Below are 20,244 nucleotides of genomic sequence, written 5' to 3'. Positions count from 1 at the left end.
TCAAACTCTCAGATCTGTCCCGTGAGCATCAGAACCAATTGTAGCAGATAATGCACGCCGATCATGACCAAGCGCATGAAGTGACCGAGATCGATGCCCAGTTCCCTGCCGATGAACGGAAGCAGGAAGAGCAGCCCGACGATGATGAAGATGCCGTAGCGTTCCAGGCGGACATAGCGCCGCGCCAGCTCATATGGCAGCAGCCCCGTCAGGATTCGTCCGCCATCCAGCGGCGGGATCGGAATCATGTTGAAGACCGCAAGCACCAGATTGAGCAGGATGCCATTGACCAGAGTGGCTTCCCACCAGGCGCCGAACCAGATTGGAAACCAAGGCGCGGTGTGCAGCAGTGCCGCCGCAGCGATCGCAAGAAGCACGTTGGTCGCGGGGCCGGCAGCCGCCACCAGCATCATGTCGCGGCGGGGGTTGTTGAGCCGTGACATCGCGACTGGGACAGGTTTGGCATAACCGAACACGAACGGCGTGCCGGCCAGCGCCCAGCCAGAGACGATGCAGAGGATCGGCAAGATCACGGTACCGAACTTGTCGATATGAGCGAAGGGATTGAGCGTAACCCGCCCCATCAGCCGGGCCGTCGGATCGCCGCACAAATTGGCGACGAAACCGTGCGCCGCCTCGTGCATGGTGATTGCGATCAGAACAGGCAGCGCCCAGATCGATGCAGTGAAGAGAACGTCGGAGATAAACTCGCCCATTCAGGCCGCCGTGCCGGTGAGCTCACCGTAGGAGGCCAGAAGCTCGTCCATGGGTGCCGGCTGCGCCTCCCGGCGGATGCGGTCCATGAATGAGAGTGTCGCCTCCGCCCGGCGGAGCGCTTCGCCGGAAAGCTCCGGCACGGCTTCGGCGACTTCCCGCATTTCTGTCTCGTTTCCGTTGCAATGGAGCACGAGATCGCAGCCGGCCTCGATTGACCGGGCGGAAGACACGGCGAGCGGGTCTCCGAGCGCCTTCATGGAGATATCGTCCGTCATCAGCAGCCCGTCGAAGCCGATCTCCGTACGGATCACGTCCCAAATGATTGTGGAAGAAAGGGTCGCGGCGTTGTCCGGATCGATCGCCTCGTAGACGACATGTCCGGTCATCGCCATCGGCAGGCCTGCCAGCGCCTTGAAAGCAGCGAAATCTATTTCTTTCAGAATGTCCGCCGCTATATCCACGCGCGGAAGATCAAAATGGCTATCAACCCGGGCGCGGCCATGTCCCGGAATGTGCTTCATCACAGGACCTACACCACCTGCCGCGAGACCCTCTGCCTGAGCGCGTCCCAGCCGGGAAACAGTTTCGACGTCGTAGCCGAAAGATCGATCGCCAATCGCATCGTGGGTATCGTTCTGACGAACATCGAGGAGCGGCAGACAATCCACGTCGATGCCGCAGGCGGTCAGCTCGGCAGCGATCAGGCGGGCATTCACCCGGACAGCCTGCTCCGCCCGTACCGGGTCTTTCCGATACAGCTCTCCGAACAGGGATGCCGGCGGTGCCTTGCGCCAAAGCGGCGGTTTCAGCCGCTGGACCCGGCCGCCTTCCTGGTCGATCAGGATCGGCGCGTTATGCCCGACGCAATCGCGCAGATCCTCCGTCAACCTGCGAAGTTGCTCAACGTTCTCGCAATTGCGCTGGAACAGGATGAAGCCGAACGGTTCGGTTTCGACGAAGAACTGGCGCTCGGCCCGGGTCAGTTCCGGACCGGCGCAGCCGAGAATCAGCGCGCGCATCATGTGTTCCGATCTGGTCTAGCGTCTGACGACGAGGCAGGCCTGCCCCTTGGCCTTGAGAGCGTCACAGGCCTGTTTCGCGGCATTCTCCGTCAGTGGACCGCCCTGGACCCGGAAGAAAACCCCGTTATCCGTACTGATACGCTGAAAAGTCGGGCTCAGGGCACCGAGCAGGGCCTTGTTCGCCGACTGTACACGGGTCCATTCGCGCTTGGCCGCGTCCTGATTGCGCAGGGCCGCGATCTGGATTTTGTAATTCCCGGCCGCCGGCGCTTTCGTCGTGGGGGCCGGAGCCGGTTTGGCAGCGGCGGTTTCGGCCGGTTTCGGCGCACTTGGCGCTGGAGCCGGAGCTTTTTCCCCGGCGGGTGCCGGTGCGGGCGGGGGCGGCGGAACCAGTGCCTTCGGCGCCGACGCGGCTTCTTCCGGTCTTTTTGCCGGCGGGATCTGGGCCATGGCCGACGGCGCCTTCGGGGCTTCGACCGGTGCAGAGGCGACGGACTGCGGCTCGGAGCCGCTAACCGCTGGCGCCGGCGCGGCCGGCAGCGGTTCCGGTGCCGGGACCGGCGTTTCAGGCGGCGGTAGCAGCCGCTCGACCCGGCTTTCGCCGTTCTGCGCACCGCGACCGGAGCCGAGGTCGTCCAGCACGAGTTTGTCTTGATGTGGAATCTGCATGCCGCCCGGAGAGTCCGGACGTACTTTCGAAGGGCTAGGTTCCGCCTTGATCAATGGCGCAGCCGTCTCGCTGCCGATCCGCCGTCCCTGATCATAGGCGTACCAGACGACACCCGAAAAGGCTGTGACGGCGAGAACGGCGGCCAGGATGGTCAGTCCCCTGCCCTTGCCACGTTCCTCCGACATCAGCGGCGGCGGCCCCGGACGCTCGTCCTCTTCGATAATCCGCGGCCTTTCCGGCGCCCCCGAATGCAAACTCATGCGCGCAGTTCCTCCACGGGCTCGACCCCGATCACATCGAGGCCCGAGGCTATGACGGTCTGTGTCGCCCGCACCAGTGCCAGCCGGGCCATGGTCAGCTCGCTATCCCCATCGACAAGGAAGCGCAGGGTCGTATCGTCCTTGCCCTTGTTCCAGAGGCCGTGGAACGCAGCGGCCACATCGCCGAGATAAAAGGCGATTCTATGCGGTTCGTGCGCTTCGGCGGCACCCTCGACGGTACGGGGCCATGCGAGCAACAGTTTCATGAGACCAAGCTCGGCAGGATCGGTCAAGCGGTCGAGCACTACCGACGCGAGTGCCGTTCCGGAGAGTTCCGCGCCGCTCAGCGCCTCCTCGGCGTGCCGGAGGACGGAATGGCAGCGGGCATGGGCATATTGAACGTAGAAGACCGGATTCTCGCGGCTCTGCTCGGTGACTTTCTTGAAGTCGAACTCGAGCGTCTGGTCGTTCCGTCGCGTCAGCATGATGAAGCGCAGCACGTCCTTACCGACCGAATCGATGACGTCCCGCATGGTGACGAAGGTGCCCGCGCGCTTCGACATCTTCACCGGCTTCCCGCCATCCATCAGGTGCACAAGCTGGCAGAGCTTGACGTCGAGCTCCCCCTCGCCGCCGGTGACCGCTTTCACCGCAGCCTTCATGCGCTTCACATAACCGCCGTGATCCGCGCCCCAGACATCGATCATCTCGGCATAACCGCGGCGATACTTGTCGAGGTGATAGGCGATGTCGTTGGCGAAATAGGTCCAGGAGCCGTCGGACTTCTGGATCGGGCGATCGACATCGTCGCCGAACTCGGTCGCCTTGAAGAGGCGCTGCGGGCGCGGCTCCCAATCGTCCGACTTCTTGCCTTTCGGCGGCTCGAGCACGCCGGTATAGAGCAGATCCCGGCCTTCCAGGGTCTCCATCACCTTGTCGACCGCCCCTGCCTCCACCAGCGCTTTCTCAGAGCTGTATACCGCCATATCGACACCAAGAAGGCCCAGGTCCTCCTTGATCCAGCCCATGATCTCCGCGATCGCGAAGCTGCGGATCTCGGGCAGCCACTCGGCCTCGTCTTTGCCGAGCCACTTGTCGCCGTCGCGCTTGGCGAGCGCCTCGCCGACCTCTTTCAGATACTCGCCCGGATAAAGCCCCTCCGGGATTGCACCGATCTCCTCGCCGAGCGCCTCGCGATAGCGCAGGAATGTCGAGCGGGCGACGGTGTCGACCTGGGTCCCGGCATCGTTGATGTAATATTCGCGCAGCACGTCGAACCCGGCCTTGTCGAGCAGGGCCGCCAGCGCGTCGCCGACGATGGCGCCCCGCGCATGGGCCGCGTGCAGCGGCCCCGTCGGATTGGCCGAAACGTATTCGACCATCACTTTCTTGCCCGCGCCCATATCGGACTTGCCGTACGCAATCCCGGCCTTCAGCAGATCCGCGACCGCTCCCCGCCAAAACGTATCGGCGATGCGCAGATTGATGAATCCGGGACCGGCGATCTCGGCCTCGGAGACCTCCTGCCAGCCGCGCATCCGCTCGGCGAGCAGATCGGCGATGTCGCGCGGCTTCATGCGCGCCTGCTTCGCCAGCACCATTGCGGCGTTGGTGGCGATGTCCCCATGCGACGGATCGCGCGGCGGCTCCACGCCGGCGCGGCTCACGTCAAGATCGGCCGGTAGTGCCCCACCCGCCGAGAGCGATTCGAGTTCTTCGTTAAGCTTAGTCTGAAAGTGATTGAAAACGTTCATTTATGTCTTCGCGTTCAGGTCAAAGAGACGGGCATGTTCGATCATTGCATAACGATCTGTCATGCCAGCGATATAGTCGGCAATGAGGCGTGCCTGCTTGGGTTTGTCGATATCCCCGGGCTGATCGTTGCCGGTGCGCTGCCACTGCGCCGGCAGGCAGTTCGGCTCGTTCATCAGGAGTTCGAACATTTCTTTCACGACTCGGCGGGCCTTGCTGGCCATCCGGTTTACCTTGTAATGCCGGTACATGTTCTGAAACAGGAACTTTTTCAAAGCCTTATTTCGCGCTTCCATGTCTGGCGAAAAGGCGATGATCGGCACCGGCGCCTGCCGGATATCGTCGGCGGAGCGCGGATTGTATTCGGCGAGCCGCTTCCGGCTCTCGCTCAGAAGATCCTCGACCATCATGCCGATCAGCCTGCGGACAATCTCCTGCACCAGGCGCGTGTTCGAAAGATCGCCATAAGAGGCTTGCACCTCCGCGACGATATCTCCGGCGATCGGCGCCTCCCGCAATGTTTCGATTGCGAAAAGATTTGCATGCAGCGCGTCGTCGATATCGTGCGTGTGATAGGCTATATCGTCGGAAATGGCCGCAACCTGCGCTTCCGCGCTGGCGTACCCGCCCAACTGCAAATGAAGTTTATCGTCGAGTTCGGCAATGATCGGGGGCACCTCGCCCTCCAGCCCCGGTCCGACCAGCGGACCGTTATGCTTGATAATTCCCTCAAGCGTTTCCCATGTCGGATTGAGCCCGTCAAAGGCCGCGTAGCGCTGCTCCAGCAGCGTCAGCACGCGCACCGTCTGCACATTGTGATCGAAGCCGCCATAGGGTGCCATGACCGCATCCAGTCCGTCCTCACCGGCATGGCCGAACGGCGTGTGCCCGAGATCGTGCGCCAGCGCGAGCGCTTCCGCGAGGTCTTCGTTGAGCCCGAGCGAGCGGCTGATCGAGCGCGCGATCTGCGCGACCTCCAGGCTGTGGGTAAGCCGGGTTCGGTAATAATCGCCCTCGTGATAGACGAAGACCTGGGTCTTGTATTCGAGCCGACGGAAGGCACCGGAATGCAGGATCCTGTCGCGGTCGCGCTGGAACGGCGTCCGCTCGCGCGCCTCCGGCTCCGGATGCTGCCGGCCGCGGCTGTTGCCGTAATCCTCCGCATAAGGAGCAAACTGCTGTTTAAGGGTCCAATTCTGGGACTCGGGCATGACGGCGGGCCGGCTGCGATTCGAACTTGGCGGAACCTACTCCCCGGCAGGCCCCCGCGCAATGCGAGAACCCCGAAATGGATTGAATTTGCCTAGGGAAACATTACTTTTCTGGTCAGAGCGTGCATAATTGATCGTCAATCGCCTCTATCCGTCTGGAGCGGCCATGAGCCTCGCCGAAAACAGCACTGTCGAGAACGGATCTCCGGCCCCCTCCACGGGCGGCCGTACTTTCGGCCTGAGCGAGAGCGCGGCGAAACGCATCACCAGGATGCTGACGATGGAAGAGCACGGCGAGACCAAATTCATGCGTGTCGCCGTCGAGGGCGGCGGCTGCTCCGGCTTCCAGTACGATTTCGGCTTCGACGACGAGGTCAAGGAAGACGATCATACCTTCGTCAGTCACGGCGTGACGGTCGTGGTGGACGATACGTCACTCGATCTTCTCAACGGCGGCGAGCTGGATTATGTCGAGGAACTGCTCGGCGCCTACTTCCAGGTGACGAATCCGAACGCCTCGTCCTCCTGCGGCTGCGGCACCTCCTTCTCCATCTGATCCGGTTTCCGGCGGCTGGCGAGAACCGGCTTGGCCGGGGGCATGTGTGCGGGCAGTATGGCCCCTCCTCCGAATCTCCAGCCTGAACGGTTCTGCTCATGAAAGTGGCCACCTGGAACGTCAACTCGATCAAGGCCCGCCTTCCCAACGTCCTGGATTGGCTCGACGGCTTCCAGCCCGACGTCGCGCTGCTGCAGGAAACCAAGACAATCGACGAGAACTTTCCGCGCCTGGAGATCGAGGAACGGGGCTACAAGGTGCTTATCCATGGGCAGAAAAGCTATAACGGCGTCGCCATCCTCTCGAAGCACCCGATCGAGGATCCGCTTATAGGCCTGCCGGGAGACGACGCGGACGAGCAGGCACGCTATGCGGAAGGCACGATCAACGGCATCCGCTTCGCCACCATCTACCTGCCGAACGGCAACCCGGTGGAAACTGAGAAATTCCCTTACAAGCTCGGCTGGATGAAACGGCTCAAGGCTCGTGCCGGGGAGCTTCTGGCTTCGGAAACGCCGGTCGTTCTCGCCGGCGATTACAACGTGATCCCGACGGATGTCGATGTGCACGATCCGGAAGCCTGGGCCAGCGATGCACTCTGCCAGCCGGAATCCCGTGCGGCTTTCCGGGAGATCCTGCATCTCGGCTATGTCGACGCTTATCGGGTCTATAACACCGCGCCGCACCGCTACAGTTTCTGGGATTATCAGGGCGGCGCCTGGCAGAACGATCACGGGGTGCGGATCGACCACCTTCTGCTCTCACCGCAGGCCGCCGACCGACTCAGCGCGTCGGGGATCGACAGCGCACCGCGCGGCAAGCCGAAAGCTTCCGACCACACGCCGGTCTGGATCGAACTCGCGGCCTGAGCTCTTCCGATTCCCCTCAATCAATCCCATACAATCGTCATCCTCACGCAAGTGGGGACCCAGAGAACATAGAGCGGTGACCGGGATCCCTGGGTCCCCGCTTTCGCGGGAATGACGATTGATGTGCTGGTATTCAACGCAGAAGCGCTCAGCCCCCGAACGGCTCTCCGAGCGGCCGCACGCGGAGGCCGGGACGGAGATGTTTCCAGGGTAGTGCCCCCGGATCGGCCAGCACCGGTCCCGGTGCCGCGCATTCGATGATTTCCGCGGCGATCGGCGCGAAGTCGGCGCGGTAGTGCACCGAGCTCTTGTTGCCGAGAATCTTCATGGCCTCCGGCTCGATCCCGAGAAAGCGGTACATCATCCTGTCCGCCATCTGCACCTTGCGCGAGCCGACCACAATCTGCACGCCGCCGATCGAAAGCCGGGCCGAGAGGCCGAGCCGCATGTGGGAACCGGAATAGAATGGCCCCGTCGCGGTAAACTGCCCGTCGGAAAGCGCCTCCACCCGGAACGTTCCGTCATAGGGCGCATCCCCGGGAACTTTCGATTTGCCGCCGAGACCGAGCGTGATCTCGGCACCGACACCGGCCGCATGCGCCGCTTCGGCAGCCGCCGGGTCCACGATCAGGCCAATTGCGGCTCCCTCGGCCCCGTTCGAAATCAGCGCCCGTAAGAGACCCGTTGTATCGCTGTCGCCTCCGCCGCCGGAATTGTCCTGCACGTCGGCGATGACAACCGGCTTGTCGGCGGTCGCCGCGATCCGCATCGCCTCGCGGACAGCCGTGTCGGGATCGGGCAGCTGCGCCGCGAATTCCGCCTCGACCGCATTAATTGCATCAACCAATTGTTTCACGGCGAGTTTCACGCACACATCATCCTCGCCATAGGCGAAAACAGAGGCGCCGCAATGGTAGATATCGGCCGCCGGGAAGCCGGTCGCAAAGGCCAGGGTCACATTGTGCTCGGCCTCGATGGCCGGGATCATCCCATAGAGCCGTCCCGCCGGTTCCGCCATCGTGCATTGCCGGACCAGCGGCATCAGGAAAGGTATCTGCTCAAAGGCCCGAGCGGGCTTCGAACTCCCGCTCTTCAGACGCGCGTCCAGCGTCCGCGCAACGCGCGCACCCGTTTCCGCCATGTCGATATGCGGGTAGGTCCGATAGGCATCAAGCCCGTCGGCGCGCGCGACCATTTCGGGCGTCACATTCGCATGCAGATCGAGACTGGCGAGGATCGGCAGGTCGGGGCCGGTCACTTCCCGGATCCGGCGGATCAGCTCTCCCTCCCCATCCTCAAAGCTTTCCGTCACCATGGCACCATGCAGGCAGAGATAAAGTGCGTCCGCCGGCAGGGCCGCCTTCACGCCCGCGACGATCAGCCCCGCGATATGCTCGAAAGCCTCATCGGTCACATGCGCTGACGGCGAGGCCGCGGCCCAGCTCGTCGGTACCAGCTCGTGTCCAAGCCGCCGCGCCTCCCCGATGAAGCCCGCAACCGAAATATTGATCCCTTTGACCGCGTCGAAGAGCGGCGCGCCGGTCACCAGAGCCGGCCAGCTTCCGGGGCTGGTGAACGCCTCAAGCGTGGCCTTGCTGGGGGCGAAGGTGTTCGTCTCGTGCTGGAAGCCGCCGATGATTATCCGCGCCATTGAAATACTCCGGGCCGGTCAGAAGGATATGTACTCAGTTGAGGCCGATGGCGCCGCAGACCGCGACCCAGACGTCTTGCAGGATGTAACTGTCGCGGACCAGGGGAAGAATCGCGGCCGCGGCGAGAAGGAAAAAGCCGAGACCGATAAATTCGGACACCCGCCAGCGGCGGCGTTCTCCCTCCTCTTCGGTTCCGTTCTGATCGTCGGTCATGCGTACTGGCAGCCTCGTTCATCTGCCTGTAAGGAATGACCTTCACATTAACCGCGCGCTACGATCTAACGCAATCGGCGAGCGGCTCCGTCACGGAACCGGTCCGGTTCCGGAAATCATCAAGTGGAGACGACACCGCATGCTCGATATGGAGCCTCTCAGCTTCGAGGAAGCCTGGGCCGGATACCTGAAATGGGCGCACCGATTGCCGCCCGCCCCGCCTCCTGTCGAGCCCCGGCGCATTTCGGGGATTGCCGAGATCATCGGTGACTTCGATGCGGTCATTCTCGACAATTTCGGAGTTCTGAGCCTCGGCCCCCCCGTCATTCCCGCTGGACCGCCCGCCTATGCGGCAATACGGGATGTCGGGGCGAAGATCAGAGTGATCTCCAATGACGGCTCGAAAACACTCTCCGCGATGCTGGAGAGCCACCGGCGCCGCGGTTACCACTTCGACGATGATGAGATCTATGCCGGGCTCAGCCTGCTCGGAGATATGGCCCGGGACACCGGAGACGGTATCTGGGCCGCGATCGGGCTCGATCCTCTGCCCCTGCCCCCCGGTCCTCTTCAGGCCCGTACCTGGACAGCCGGCGGGATAGAGATCGACGACGCCGCGGGTCTCCTGCTGATGGATTGCGGCGAATTTCGCCGTCAGGCATTTCTGCCGGTCATCGAAAGCTTCCGGGAAAGGCCCCGTCCGGTCGTCGTCTGCAATCCGGACGTCACCGCGCCCTATAGCGAGGAGATGAGCCTGGAGCCAGGATACCTCGCGCACTGGCTCGCGGACGAAACGGGTATCGAGCCACTCTTCCTCGGGAAGCCGTTTCCCGACATTTACCGCCATGCTCTCCGCGACCTCGCGCAAATCTTGCCGGAGAGAATTCTATGCGTCGGAGACACCCTGCACACGGATGTACTCGGCGGACGCAATCTCGGGATGAAGACACTGCTCGTCGAAACCGGCTTCACCCGGGGGCGCGATCCCCTGGCACTTGCGGAAGAATGCGGAATCTGGCCTGATTTCATCGCGTCATCCATCTGAGTTGCGGAGGGCCGCCATGCGTGCCGTCGCCGTCAAACTGTTGATGTCCTTGTTCTTTGCCGCGTTACCGGCGACAGCTTTTGCAGCCGACAAGAAGCCCGTCGTGATCGAGGGCGAAGCGCGGGTTATCGATGCCGGAACGATACAGATCGACAACAAGGTGATCCGGCTGTTCGGCATCGTCGCGCCGGGGCCGCGGCAGAAATGCCTCCGCGGTTCGCTGCCCTGGCTCTGCGGCGCGGCGGCCCGGACATACCTGAAAGAATTGGCTGACCGCAAACAGGCCCGTTGCCAGGCCATTCAGAGCTACAATGCCCGATGCATCGTCGCCAACAAGGATCTGGCGAACGAAATGGTGCGGGCCGGCTGGGCCGTCGCGGACGAATCCGGCGAAGCCTACCGACCCGCGGAAGACAAAGCCCGCGCCGAAAAGCGCGGGCTCTGGGAATACGCTCCTGAATAACGGAGTGTGAGATCTAGAGTGCGGCGATCCGCTCGAGGGCGGCGGCGAGCTTGTCGCGCCGGGCCCTTTCTTCCGCCAATCGTTCCCTGTTCTCCTCGACGACCTCCGCCGGGGCCCGGGCAACGAAACTCTCGTTCGAGAGCTTCTTGTCCAGCTTCATGATCTCGCCGTCCAATTTGCCGAGATCTTTCTCCAGCCGCTGGCGCTCATGGGAAAGATCGACCACATCTGCGATTGGCAGCAGGATTACCGCTTCATCGATCACGCCCTGCACGGCGCCGGACGGGATCTCTTCAGCGGCTTCGGCGCTCTCAAGGCGCGCAAGGCGCAGGATCACGTCGCGATGGCCCTCGAGACGCGCTTTTGTCTCTGACGACATGTCCTTCAGCAGAAGAGCGATCTTGGCGCCTGCCGGGACGTTCATTTCCGACCGGATCGAGCGGATCTCGGAAATCAGACGGACGACCCAGTCCATTTCGGCGACGGCACCCGCATCCGCAGCAGCCGCGAGGTCCTGCGGCCAGGCCGTCGTAATCAATTGCCCCTCTCCGCCAAAAGCGCCCCAGAGCTCTTCGGTGATATAGGGCATCAGCGGGTTGAGCAGATTGACCGCCTGCATAAGCGTCCAGGCCGTCACCGTCCGCGTTTCCGCCGCGGCGCCCGCATCGGCACTGGAGAGAATCGGCTTGGTGAACTCGACATACCAGTCGCAGAAGGTGCCCCAGATGAACTGGTAGAGCGCGCCCGCGGCCTCGTTGAAGCGGTACTCGTCGATCGCTTTGGAAACCTTCGCCTCGGTCGCGGCCAGTTCCGAGATAATCCAGCGGTTGACCGTGTGTTCCGCCGATTTCGGATCGAACGAGGCATCCCATTTGCACTCGTTCATCTCGGCGTAGCGGGCGGCGTTCCAGAGCTTGGTCGCGAAATTGCGGTAGCCCTCGATCCGGCTCTCGGCCAGCTTGATGTCGCGGCCCTGCGCGGCCATCGCGGCGAGCGTGAAGCGCAGCGCGTCCGTGCCGAATTTTTCGACCAGGTCCAGCGGATCCATCACGTTGCCCTTGGACTTGGACATCTTCGCGCCGTGCTGGTCGCGCACCAGGGCGTGGATATAGACCGTCTTGAACGGCACCTCGCCCATGAAATGGATGCCCATCATCATCATCCGGGCGACCCAGAAGAAGATGATGTCGAACCCAGTGACGAGCACGTCACCCGGGTAATAACGCTCAAGCTCCGGCGTCTCTTCCGGCCAGCCGAGGGTGGAGAACGGCCAGAGTGCGGAGGAGAACCAGGTATCGAGGACGTCCTCGTCCCGGGTCAGCTCGGTGTCCTTGCCGTAATGCGCCTTGGCGGCAGCATTCGCGGCGTCTTCCGACTCCTCGACGAAAACCTCGCCGTCCGGCCCGTACCAGGCCGGGATCTGGTGGCCCCACCAGAGCTGGCGCGAGATGCACCAGGGCTGGATGTTGCGCATCCATTCGAAATAGGTGTTTTCCCAGTTCTTCGGCACGAACTCGGTCTTACCGGTCTCGACCGCCTCGATCGCCGGCTTCGCCAGGGTCACCGCGTCGCAGTACCACTGGTCGGTCAGCCACGGTTCGATCTCGACGCCGGAACGGTCGCCGTGCGGCACCGTGTGCTGGATCTCCTCGATCTGCTCCAGAAGGCCCGCCGCTTCCATGTCGGCAACGACTTTCTTGCGTGCTTCGAACCGATCCAGCCCGCGATAGGCCTCCGGCGCGTTCTCGTTGATACGCGCATGGCTGTCGAAGACATTGATCATCTCAAGATCGTGCCGACGGCCGACCTCGAAATCATTGAAATCGTGGGCCGGGGTCATCTTGACCGCGCCGGAGCCTTTCTCCGGATCGGAATACTCGTCGGCCACGATCGGGATGCGGCGGCCGACAAGGGGCAGCACCACATTTTTCCCAACCAGGTCTTTATAGCGCTCGTCTTCCGGGTGCACCGCGACGCCGCTGTCTCCGAGCATGGTTTCAGGCCGCGTGGTGGCGACCGTGATGAATTGATCGGGATTATCTTCCAATGGGTACCGGAAGTACCAAAGGTGCCCCTTGCTATCGACCTGCTGCACTTCAAGATCGGAGATCGCCGTGTGCAATTTGGGATCCCAGTTAACAAGGCGTTTGTCCTTGTAGATCAGGCCCTTCTTGTAGAGGTCGACGAAGACTTTCAGGACCGCATCGGAGCAGCCCTCGTCCATGGTGAAGCGTTCGCGCGGCCAGTCCGGCGAGGCGCCGAGGGCACGAAGCTGTTTCGTAATGGTGCCGCCGGATTCGGCCTTCCATTCCCAAACTTTTTCGACGAAAGCCTCACGACCGAGATCGCGCCGGTTGATCTGCTTTTCCGCGAGCTGACGCTCGACCACAGACTGGGTCGCGATGCCGGCATGGTCCGTACCTGGCTGCCAGAGCGCGTCCTTGCCGGTCTTGCGCTTGTAGCGGATCAGAATGTCCTGGATCGTGAAGGTAAGCGCATGGCCCATATGCAGGCTGCCGGTAACGTTCGGCGGCGGCATCATGATGGTATAGGGGACCTTGTCGGAGCCGGGATGCGCGGCGAAAGCGCCGGCCTTCTCCCAATTCTCGTACAGAGTCTGTTCGACTGCGCCCGCTTCGAACGTCTTTCCAAGCATCGTCGGTGCCTTTGGCCTTGCTTCAAACAAACCGGGGCGCGCACACGACTCCATGCGCACGCTCCGGAAGGAGAGCAGGTTTAGGGCATCGGATCGGGGAATTCCAGCCCGGAAAGCTCAGCGGGTGGCGATCCTACCAGGGATCGCGGCGCTGCGACTGCATCACCAGACGCTCGATCTCTTCCCTCACCAGACGTTCCACCATCATCGGCAAGTGCTGATCGAGCCATTCCTTCAGCATGGGCCGCATCAGTTCGCGCGTAAGGCGTTCGAGCGTGATCGCCCCGTTACCGATCGGAAGCTCATGATAATCCTCGTTGAGCTTTTCGTTCAGGCGGCTGAATGCGTCCACTGTCTCCGCCGCCTGAGGCGGGGAAACCAGGCCCTCGCTAGGCTGTTGCGGCGGGGGCGGGGGCGGAGGTGGCGGCGGGGGCGCTTCCGGGGCCTCCTGACGCTCCTCCTCGTATTTCTGTTCCTCGAAGAGCGGTTCCGGCTCCTCTTCCTCCATATCCGTGAGGTCGAGGACGTCTTCATCCTCTTCTTCGGATTCCGGCTCTGGTTCCGGCTCCGGCTCAGGTTCCGACTCGGGCTCCGGTTCCGGTTCCGGCTCTTCCTCAGGTTCCGGCTCGGGTTCAGCTTCGGGCTCCGGCTCAGGATCCGGTTCCGGAGCAGCCTCGGCCTCGGGTTCGGGCTCCGGCGCTGCAGCTTCTTCAGGGGGTGGGGCTTCCTCGCCCTCTTCACCGTCTTCAGAGATAATTCGCCTGATCGAGGCGAGGATCTCTTCCATCGACGGTTCTTGCGCCGTGTCGCTCATTCAGACTCAAACCCACAAGGAATCAAGAGGCTTGAAGCCTATCCTACAAGTCTGTGAAAAACCAGCCTATCGTCTGACAGGGTAGTACTAGACATGTCACGGCAGCTTGCCCGCAGGTTCCGTTCCCCACCACTTGTCCGAGACGTCCCGGTAGTGCTTGTCGTAATCATAAAACTCGACATCAAGACCGAGGTCGCCGGCAGTTAGATTTCCCATGGCGAGCAAAAGTGTATACGCAGCCACGACTTCGTTACGGTTTGCGCCGACGAGGCTAACCTGCGCATCCAGAAGCTCCTGCTCGGCATCGAGGACATCGAGAACAGTACGCGCCCCGACGGTAGCTTCTTGCTCCACCCCCTGGAGGGCGATATCGGCCGCCGTCACGCCCGCCTCAAGCGCCGAGATCGCCGCTACCGACGTCTGCCAGGCTTCGTATGCACGCGCCGCGAGATCCACAGTATCGCGGCGAATCGACTCGACCGCGATGCGGGACCTGTTCGCATCTTCCTTCGCCGCTCGTACCCGAGCGGAAACCTGGCCCTTTTGATAGATCGGAATCTGGACCTGTGCGGTCACGCTGAACTCCGTCGTCTCGTCATCGTTGAGCCCGCTGTCCTTGGTATAATCGGCGCTGCCAATGAGGTTCACCGACGGAAGCAATTCGCCATACACCAAGTCGATGACCTCGATCAGCCGGCGCTCGTCGAATTTCGCCGAAATCAGCGAGTAATTGTTGACGACAGATTGCTCAACCGCGCTTTCCCGGCTCTCGGGCAGCACAATCTCGATATCCGGATCGCTCAGATCCCCGGGCACGTAACCGACGACTCTCTCAAACGCCACGCGCGAGCTGATCAGGTTGCCTTCCGCCTGGATCAGGTCGGCATCGGCGCGGGCGACACGAGCTTCTGACTGGGCGACGTCGGTCCGGGTCACTTCACCGACCTCGAACCTGTCACGGGTGGCACGAAGCTGCGTTTCCAATCGCTCCAAATTCTTCTGCTGAAGTTCGAGAACCGATTGGTCCCGAATCACGTTCATATATACCGTTAGGGCGTCCAGAAGAGTCTGCTGCTCGGTCCCGAACATATTCGCACGTTCGCGCTGGACACTGAATTCTGCCTGATTGACGTCGGCTTCGGTCCGGCCGCCGCGATAAAGAGGCTGCGTAACCGTGAGAGTTGCGTCTTTCGGCGTCGTGTCGCCATTGCTCGAGGAGGTGCTCGTCTCGGTATCGAAATTCGAATAGCCGATTGAGAGTGTCGACGAGACCGTCGGTCTCCAGCCGCCTTTCGCGCGCGGCACGCCTTCGTCGGTGACCCGCAGATTGGCCCGCGCGGTATTCAATGTCGGATTGGTGCGGTAGGTATAGGCCAGCACTTCGGACAAGGTCTCCGCCGACACGCTCGGCGCCGAAACGCCAAGTACGCATGCCGACACCGTAAGCATCGCTGCCGTGCGGTACAGATTTTTCATCACCCTCACCCGAGTCATCCGAGTTCCTTCCATTTGCCCGGCAGGCAAAATTCAGAGTCTAAAAAACGAATTTCGGCTCGTTCCGGAATTCCGGGAGCAACGGAACGGACGCGTCGAAGATCACGCGCTTGGAGACGGTCGAGCCGAACTTTTCGACCAGCACGGCGGTCCCCTGCCGCGCTCCATCTTCATATAGGATCGTCACGAGCCGACCGCCATCGCTAAGTTGCGCAATAAGGGGATCCGGAATGCGCTCCACGCCGCCGCCGATCACGATCAGGCTGTAGGGTGCCTTCTTGGTATAGCCGTCGAGCGGATTGCCAGATACCACGGCCGCATTGTCCACATCGAGCGAGCCCAGGCGTTCGTTAGCCAAGGACACCATCTCTTCGTCGGATTCAATGCCGTAAACAGTACCTGAGACGCGCGAAAGAATCGCGGTCGAGTAGCCGCAGCCGCACGCGACATCGAGCACCTGATCGCTCTTATCCGGCAGAGCGGTCTGCAGCAGGCGCGCGAAGACCATGGCCTCCATCAGGATCCGGCCGGATCCGATCGCGAGATCCTCGTCGACATAGGCCACGCCCATCATCGGCTTCGGCACGAACAATTCCCTCGGCACGAACTCGAAAGCCTCAATGATCGCGGTGTCCGTGACCTTATTCGTCCGGATCTGGCTCTCGACCATGTTGTGGCGTGCAGTTGCGAAGTCCGACATCGCGCGGCGCTGCTCCAGAGGTGATTACGCGAGCCTTAGCAAGGCTCCAGCCAGTTATACGTTGGCGCAATTTCGAAGACAATCCACATACCTCCGCCGCCAGTACAACCGGTGTTGCCGTTTTGGCCATTCGCCACCTTTCGCCGGCCACTCCCCAAATGCGGATAGTTTTTACCCCCGCCCCCTTCAAATAATTGCCTGCTGCCATCGGGGAACCGTCACCTGGAAATCCCGATAGCCACGCAAAGACTGCGGAGAAACGTGATGGACAATGTCGCACTGAACGGAGGGAACCGCCGGAGAGAAACCGATCTCGGTATCCGCCGGGTGCTTATCGTGGATGACATTCACGAGATCCAGAGCACTTTGCGGCGGGTCTTCCGGATGGCCCGGGTAGAAGAAATCGTGACCGCATCGAACATCGATGAGGCGCGGACCCAGCTTGAGGTTGCAACGAAGGCCAGGCAACCGTTCGACATCGTCTTCATGGACCAGATGATGCCCGGAGGTACCGGGACGGAGCTGCTGGAGGAAGTCGTCGCGCGCGGAAACAGTTTCGTCGATCGCCGCTTCACCGGCTTTTTCATCCTTTCAGGGGTAACGGAACCGGGGTTCAGGGAAAAAGCCAAAGCCGCAGGAGCGATCGACGTTATGCAAAAGCCCTTCAGCGCCGAACAACTGCTTCAGTACGGACGGAAATGGATCCAGTTCCGTTCGAGGGCGCAGAGCAAACCGAATCCCGAAGACGGCGCGCAGGAACAAGCCTAGGCCCGCAAGAGTCGGTTACTCGGGCAATCAAGGAGAACGTCCATGTCGATCGCGGTTCTTTTTGTTGATGACGACCAGAATTTTCTCGAGGGACTACGCCGATCCTTCGCGAAATACCGGAACGAATGGCGGATCGAGATTGCGCTTGGCGCAGAGAAGGCCTTCGAGGCGATGGAGAAACGATGCTTCGACATCGTCGTCTCCGACCAGGACATGCCCGGACAATCGGGTGACTATCTTCTGGGCGCAATCGCAGATAGATGGCCCTCAACGATCCGGGTAACCCTTTCCGGGCGAGCCAAAACCGAAATTGCGTCCGCCCTGATCTCGAAAGCCCATTTTATCCTGACAAAACCGTGCGAGTCGGAAGATATCGCGGCCTATGTGACTCGCCTGGCGGAAAAAGCCAAAGAGATCAAGAACGATTTCGTCCGCTCGGCAATGGCGTCCATTACGACCCCCATTCTCCCGACACGATCGAAGCGCGGGATTAGCGAAGGCCGCCTGGACAGCGATCTGATCACTGGCGCAAGTCTGTTGCAGATTGCGGTGAGTCACCTGTCAAACGATGGTAAGAGCGGCGCACAAGCGGTCACAGATTCGACCGTGCGCCTTGCCGCTGAGCAGCTGGTTCGCGTTGCGGGCGAAGAGAAGATGGATCCCTACAGCAACTGCCATGTAGAACGCTTATGGACCGAAACCGTGGAAATCGCCGAAACCGCAAAGGCGATGGGCGCCGCCGCCGGGATCGAGGGGCTCGAAGCGCAGCATCTCGAAATTGCTGCGGCCTTTTGCAACATTGGCTCGATCGCGCTCGCCGCGAAATTTCCGGACCTGTACCAGAAGGAAGTCGGAGAAGCCGAGACGCCGCAGCGCTGGGAAGCGGAACGCAAATTCTTTGGAGCGTCCGGCCTCACAATTGCCGCCTACCTGCTCGCAATCTGGGGATTTAGCGACGCCGTTATCGATGAGGTTATCAACCAGAACGTGACCCTCTCGACGATGGCAGGGCACGATACGACAGAGCGTGTCTTGTCATCCGCACGCGACCGTGAATGGCCGAAGCCAGTCGAGATCGAAAACATCGAAGAAAACGGATCTGAGAGCGCGCAGCCGGCAACCGCCCCGCAGCGCCAGAAAGCCGAGGGCTAGAAAAATATGACCGACACTCAGAGCAAACCTGTCATTCTGTTCGTCGACGACGAACCCAATATTCTGAGCGGCCTTCGCAGGATGTTGCGCACGATGCGCGGCGAATGGCAGATGGAGTTCCTCACCGGCGGACAGGAAGCGCTTGATCGCATGGGTGCCGAGCCGTTCGATGCCGTCGTTTCCGACATGCGCATGCCGTCTGTCGACGGCGTTGCGGTGCTTACGGCAGCCGCGACGCGTAATCCGGAAAGCATTCGTTTCATTCTCTCGGGATATGCTGAGCAGGAGGCGATGCTCGAAGCGCTCGGCTATGCACACCGCTTCATCGCAAAGCCCTGCGATGCCGACGTCCTCGTAAGCTCGCTGAAAAGCGCCTTTGGAGTGCGGGACCTGCTCCCGATGAAAGACCTGCGGGTTCTTCTTGGAAGCCTGAAAAGCGTTCCGGTTCTCTCTGATCGATATCTCCGGCTAGTGCGGGAAATTGACGATCCGACCACCTCGACAAACATCATCGCCAAGACGATAGAGGAAGATCTCGGGCTTTCGGCGCAGATCCTCCGTCTCGCCAATTCGGCATATTTCAACCTCAACCGCAAACTATCGAGCTGCCGCCAGGCGATCGATGTCCTGGGGCTGGACACGGTTCGCGCATTGCTGACCGTCTCGGAGTTTTATCTCTCCGAAGAGGTTTCCCCGGAAGTTGCCCAGGAGAGCAAGAAACTGGCCGAACGGTCTCTAATCCTGGGCGGTGTGACGCGGCGTATCGCTCAGGAACTGAAGATGGACGAAGCTGGAGTGGAACAGGCCGCCTCGGCCGGCCTCCTCGCTCATATCGGGACCGCCATACTGCGCATCAATCATCCAGACACCTTCGAGAAAGCGATGGCGATGGTTGAGACCGGCGAAGCCCAGGTATCCGCTGCCGAACGCGTCACATTCGGAGCATCGCATGCAGAACTCGGAGCCTACTTGATGGGACTGTGGGGCTTTGCAGATGAAGTCGTCGAAGCCGTCGCCTTTCATCATAACCCGGATAACGCCCAGACAACCGGGATAAGGCCCCTGTCGGTCCTGCACATATCGCAGGCCATCGTCGGCGCAAAGCGCGTCTCAGACAGCGGTCTCTTCAGCCGCAATCCGGACATATATCCGCTTGATGAGGCTTATCTTGAAAAAGTTGGACTGAAAGAACGCGCCGGAACACTGGCGGAGAATTTGGACAATTCAATGGGTAGCCAATGAGGTCAGGACGGTGCGGACCAGTTCCGCCTGCCGGGACACTCCTACCTTCAGAAATATGTTCTTCAAATAGGTTCTGGCCGAGCTCTTCGTAATTCCGCACTCCGCCGCCGCCTCGTCGAGCGATATCCCACGAGCGATTTGTGCGGTCAGACGAGATTCGGAAATCGTCAGGCCGAACATTTCGATCAGCAGCTGCGGATCCGGCGGCGATAGCTCATCCTCCGAGAAAACGAACAAGCCGACAAGATCAGATTGTCCAGAGCCGCTCTCGTCGAATGGCTGTGCAGTCAGTCGGAGCGGTTTGTCGCTCTCCCCCTCCAGCGTCAAGGCCGTGGTCGACTGTTCTTCGCGTGCCTTGTTGATAGCGTCTTGCAATCTGCTGGTCTCCGCCGCGCGCAAGGCACGCAGACGGTGCGCCGGATCAAGGGAAAGGCTACGCCCGTTGGAAAGGATGCGTCCTGCCCGGGAATTGACGAACACGGCCTTTCCATCGGCATCGCAGACGATGACGCCGTAGGGAATAAGCTCAAGCGCTGTCGTCGACAGAGCCGTCAGGCCGGGCGGCGGCGCAGCCTCTGATTCCTCCAAATTCGTCCGGTTCTTCCGTGCCCGGACAGCCTCATCGATACCGCGCGTCAAATCCTCCGGTGGGCATGGCTTGACGTAGTAACGGAAAATATTTGCGTCATTGATCGATGAGACCGCCACGTCGAAATCGGTCGAGCCAGAAAGCACGATACAAATCGTTTCGAGCGCCTCGTCCCTCATTTTCCGCGCCAGCTCTATGCCGGTCATATTCGGCATCCGGATATCAAGGACGGCGACATCGGGAAGAAGGGTCCGGAACTCTCTGAACGCCTCCTCCGGATCATTATGGAAAGACATGTCCCATGTATCGCTTCGGCCTCTGAGCGTCCGCTGCAAACCGTCAAGCACGCGGCTCTCATCGTCTACGAATGCGATTTTCGGCCGTGATGTCATTCGAAAG

The 20,244-nt window shown here is 61.3% G+C and carries 19 protein-coding genes; 7 read left to right on the top strand and 12 right to left on the bottom strand.

The features are described from left to right. Nucleotides 1–8 precede the first annotated feature (8 nt). The 5 genes from NUH88_RS22240 to NUH88_RS22220 are packed head-to-tail and all read right to left on the bottom strand — an operon-like array spanning nucleotide 9 to nucleotide 5,632. Nucleotides 9–716 carry a site-2 protease family protein gene (locus tag NUH88_RS22240; protein WP_257769107.1) on the bottom strand — a complete coding sequence of 236 codons (708 nt, stop codon included), beginning with the start codon at nucleotides 714–716 and terminating at the stop codon, nucleotides 9–11. Continuing rightward, complete coding sequence (nagZ, locus tag NUH88_RS22235) at nucleotides 717–1,736, bottom strand: beta-N-acetylhexosaminidase (RefSeq protein ID WP_257769105.1); 1,020 nt, start codon at nucleotides 1,734–1,736, stop codon at nucleotides 717–719. A gap of 18 nt (nucleotides 1,737–1,754) precedes the next feature. After that, nucleotides 1,755–2,669, bottom strand: a complete 915-nt coding sequence (locus NUH88_RS22230) for an SPOR domain-containing protein (protein ID WP_257769103.1) — start codon at nucleotides 2,667–2,669, stop codon at nucleotides 1,755–1,757. Next, a complete protein-coding gene (argS, locus tag NUH88_RS22225; RefSeq protein WP_257769101.1) occupies nucleotides 2,666–4,423 on the bottom strand; it encodes an arginine--tRNA ligase in 1,758 nt (585 codons plus the stop codon). Before argS ends, NUH88_RS22230 begins: the two co-directional genes overlap by 4 nt. Further along, nucleotides 4,424–5,632, bottom strand: a complete 1,209-nt coding sequence (locus NUH88_RS22220; protein WP_257769100.1) for a deoxyguanosinetriphosphate triphosphohydrolase — start codon at nucleotides 5,630–5,632, stop codon at nucleotides 4,424–4,426. It abuts the gene before it with no gap. Nucleotides 5,633–5,798: 166 nt separating this feature from the next. Here NUH88_RS22220 and erpA point away from each other — a divergent pair, with 166 nt between their 5' ends. Further along, on the top strand, nucleotides 5,799–6,188 hold the full coding sequence (gene erpA, locus NUH88_RS22215; RefSeq protein WP_257769099.1) for an iron-sulfur cluster insertion protein ErpA: 390 nt from the start codon (nucleotides 5,799–5,801) through the stop codon (nucleotides 6,186–6,188). 98 nt (nucleotides 6,189–6,286) lie between these two features. Then, a complete protein-coding gene (xth, locus tag NUH88_RS22210; protein WP_257769097.1) occupies nucleotides 6,287–7,057 on the top strand; it encodes an exodeoxyribonuclease III in 771 nt (256 codons plus the stop codon). A gap of 148 nt (nucleotides 7,058–7,205) precedes the next feature. On the opposite strand, the gene NUH88_RS22205 is transcribed toward xth, so the two are convergent. Together NUH88_RS22205 and NUH88_RS22200 are read right to left on the bottom strand one after the other, a co-directional pair. Continuing rightward, a complete protein-coding gene (locus tag NUH88_RS22205; protein WP_257769095.1) occupies nucleotides 7,206–8,708 on the bottom strand; it encodes a M81 family metallopeptidase in 1,503 nt (500 codons plus the stop codon). A 34-nt stretch (nucleotides 8,709–8,742) separates the two neighbouring features. Next, the gene (locus NUH88_RS22200) at nucleotides 8,743–8,922 is read right to left on the bottom strand and encodes a hypothetical protein (RefSeq protein WP_257769093.1); all 180 of its coding nucleotides are present in this window, start codon (nucleotides 8,920–8,922) and stop codon (nucleotides 8,743–8,745) included. Nucleotides 8,923–9,061: 139 nt separating this feature from the next. On the opposite strand from NUH88_RS22200, the gene NUH88_RS22195 reads away from it, so the two are divergent. Beyond that, nucleotides 9,062–9,967: an HAD-IIA family hydrolase gene (locus NUH88_RS22195; RefSeq protein WP_257769091.1), complete on the top strand. Its 906-nt coding sequence runs from the start codon at nucleotides 9,062–9,064 to the stop codon at nucleotides 9,965–9,967. Between the two features lie 16 nt (nucleotides 9,968–9,983). Then, on the top strand, nucleotides 9,984–10,430 hold the full coding sequence (locus NUH88_RS22190; RefSeq protein ID WP_257769089.1) for a thermonuclease family protein: 447 nt from the start codon (nucleotides 9,984–9,986) through the stop codon (nucleotides 10,428–10,430). 13 nt (nucleotides 10,431–10,443) lie between these two features. Here NUH88_RS22190 and NUH88_RS22185 read toward each other — a convergent pair whose 3' ends face one another. From NUH88_RS22185 to NUH88_RS22170, 4 genes are all read right to left on the bottom strand, one after another. Continuing rightward, a complete protein-coding gene (locus tag NUH88_RS22185) occupies nucleotides 10,444–13,086 on the bottom strand; it encodes a valine--tRNA ligase (protein WP_257769087.1) in 2,643 nt (880 codons plus the stop codon). A gap of 133 nt (nucleotides 13,087–13,219) precedes the next feature. Continuing rightward, nucleotides 13,220–13,900, bottom strand: a complete 681-nt coding sequence (locus tag NUH88_RS22180) for a DUF2497 domain-containing protein (RefSeq protein ID WP_257769078.1) — start codon at nucleotides 13,898–13,900, stop codon at nucleotides 13,220–13,222. Between the two features lie 96 nt (nucleotides 13,901–13,996). Next, a complete protein-coding gene (locus NUH88_RS22175; RefSeq protein WP_257769077.1) occupies nucleotides 13,997–15,376 on the bottom strand; it encodes a TolC family outer membrane protein in 1,380 nt (459 codons plus the stop codon). Between the two features lie 58 nt (nucleotides 15,377–15,434). Beyond that, nucleotides 15,435–16,094 carry a protein-L-isoaspartate O-methyltransferase family protein gene (locus NUH88_RS22170; protein ID WP_257769075.1) on the bottom strand — a complete coding sequence of 220 codons (660 nt, stop codon included), beginning with the start codon at nucleotides 16,092–16,094 and terminating at the stop codon, nucleotides 15,435–15,437. A 264-nt stretch (nucleotides 16,095–16,358) separates the two neighbouring features. Between NUH88_RS22170 and NUH88_RS22165 the strand changes: the two genes are divergently transcribed. From NUH88_RS22165 to NUH88_RS22155, 3 genes are read left to right on the top strand one after another with little or no spacing between them, the layout of a single operon-like run. Beyond that, nucleotides 16,359–16,862, top strand: a complete 504-nt coding sequence (locus NUH88_RS22165; protein WP_257769073.1) for a response regulator — start codon at nucleotides 16,359–16,361, stop codon at nucleotides 16,860–16,862. Nucleotides 16,863–16,904: 42 nt separating this feature from the next. Next, nucleotides 16,905–18,014, top strand: a complete 1,110-nt coding sequence (locus tag NUH88_RS22160; RefSeq protein ID WP_257769071.1) for a response regulator — start codon at nucleotides 16,905–16,907, stop codon at nucleotides 18,012–18,014. 6 nt (nucleotides 18,015–18,020) lie between these two features. Then, complete coding sequence (locus tag NUH88_RS22155; RefSeq protein ID WP_257769069.1) at nucleotides 18,021–19,256, top strand: response regulator; 1,236 nt, start codon at nucleotides 18,021–18,023, stop codon at nucleotides 19,254–19,256. Here the strand turns inward: NUH88_RS22155 and NUH88_RS22150 are convergent. Beyond that, complete coding sequence (locus NUH88_RS22150) at nucleotides 19,239–20,237, bottom strand: response regulator (RefSeq protein ID WP_257769067.1); 999 nt, start codon at nucleotides 20,235–20,237, stop codon at nucleotides 19,239–19,241. The genes NUH88_RS22155 and NUH88_RS22150 overlap by 18 nt on opposite strands. Between the last annotated feature and the right edge of the window lie 7 nt (nucleotides 20,238–20,244).

This window comes from Nisaea acidiphila, from assembly GCF_024662015.1.
Classification (GTDB): Bacteria; Pseudomonadota; Alphaproteobacteria; order Thalassobaculales; family Thalassobaculaceae; genus Nisaea; species Nisaea acidiphila.
Note: the sequence above shows the minus strand (reverse complement) of the source record. Positions and strands in the feature narration are given on the sequence as shown.

Excerpts from the sequence above, each read along its gene's own strand:
- NUH88_RS22240 (WP_257769107.1), bottom strand. The coding sequence starts at position 716 with ATGGGCGAGTTTATCTCCGACGTTCTCTTCACTGCATCGATCTGGGCG.
- nagZ (WP_257769105.1), bottom strand. The coding sequence starts at position 1,736 with ATGCGCGCGCTGATTCTCGGCTGCGCCGGTCCGGAACTGACCCGGGCC.
- NUH88_RS22230 (WP_257769103.1), bottom strand. The coding sequence starts at position 2,669 with ATGAGTTTGCATTCGGGGGCGCCGGAAAGGCCGCGGATTATCGAAGAG.
- argS (WP_257769101.1), bottom strand. The coding sequence starts at position 4,423 with ATGAACGTTTTCAATCACTTTCAGACTAAGCTTAACGAAGAACTCGAA.
- NUH88_RS22220 (WP_257769100.1), bottom strand. The coding sequence starts at position 5,632 with ATGCCCGAGTCCCAGAATTGGACCCTTAAACAGCAGTTTGCTCCTTAT.
- erpA (WP_257769099.1), top strand. The coding sequence starts at position 5,799 with ATGAGCCTCGCCGAAAACAGCACTGTCGAGAACGGATCTCCGGCCCCC.
- xth (WP_257769097.1), top strand. The coding sequence starts at position 6,287 with ATGAAAGTGGCCACCTGGAACGTCAACTCGATCAAGGCCCGCCTTCCC.
- NUH88_RS22205 (WP_257769095.1), bottom strand. The coding sequence starts at position 8,708 with ATGGCGCGGATAATCATCGGCGGCTTCCAGCACGAGACGAACACCTTC.
- NUH88_RS22200 (WP_257769093.1), bottom strand. The coding sequence starts at position 8,922 with ATGACCGACGATCAGAACGGAACCGAAGAGGAGGGAGAACGCCGCCGC.
- NUH88_RS22195 (WP_257769091.1), top strand. The coding sequence starts at position 9,062 with ATGCTCGATATGGAGCCTCTCAGCTTCGAGGAAGCCTGGGCCGGATAC.
- NUH88_RS22190 (WP_257769089.1), top strand. The coding sequence starts at position 9,984 with ATGCGTGCCGTCGCCGTCAAACTGTTGATGTCCTTGTTCTTTGCCGCG.
- NUH88_RS22185 (WP_257769087.1), bottom strand. The coding sequence starts at position 13,086 with ATGCTTGGAAAGACGTTCGAAGCGGGCGCAGTCGAACAGACTCTGTAC.
- NUH88_RS22180 (WP_257769078.1), bottom strand. The coding sequence starts at position 13,900 with ATGAGCGACACGGCGCAAGAACCGTCGATGGAAGAGATCCTCGCCTCG.
- NUH88_RS22175 (WP_257769077.1), bottom strand. The coding sequence starts at position 15,376 with ATGAAAAATCTGTACCGCACGGCAGCGATGCTTACGGTGTCGGCATGC.
- NUH88_RS22170 (WP_257769075.1), bottom strand. The coding sequence starts at position 16,094 with ATGTCGGACTTCGCAACTGCACGCCACAACATGGTCGAGAGCCAGATC.
- NUH88_RS22165 (WP_257769073.1), top strand. The coding sequence starts at position 16,359 with ATGGACAATGTCGCACTGAACGGAGGGAACCGCCGGAGAGAAACCGAT.
- NUH88_RS22160 (WP_257769071.1), top strand. The coding sequence starts at position 16,905 with ATGTCGATCGCGGTTCTTTTTGTTGATGACGACCAGAATTTTCTCGAG.
- NUH88_RS22155 (WP_257769069.1), top strand. The coding sequence starts at position 18,021 with ATGACCGACACTCAGAGCAAACCTGTCATTCTGTTCGTCGACGACGAA.
- NUH88_RS22150 (WP_257769067.1), bottom strand. The coding sequence starts at position 20,237 with ATGACATCACGGCCGAAAATCGCATTCGTAGACGATGAGAGCCGCGTG.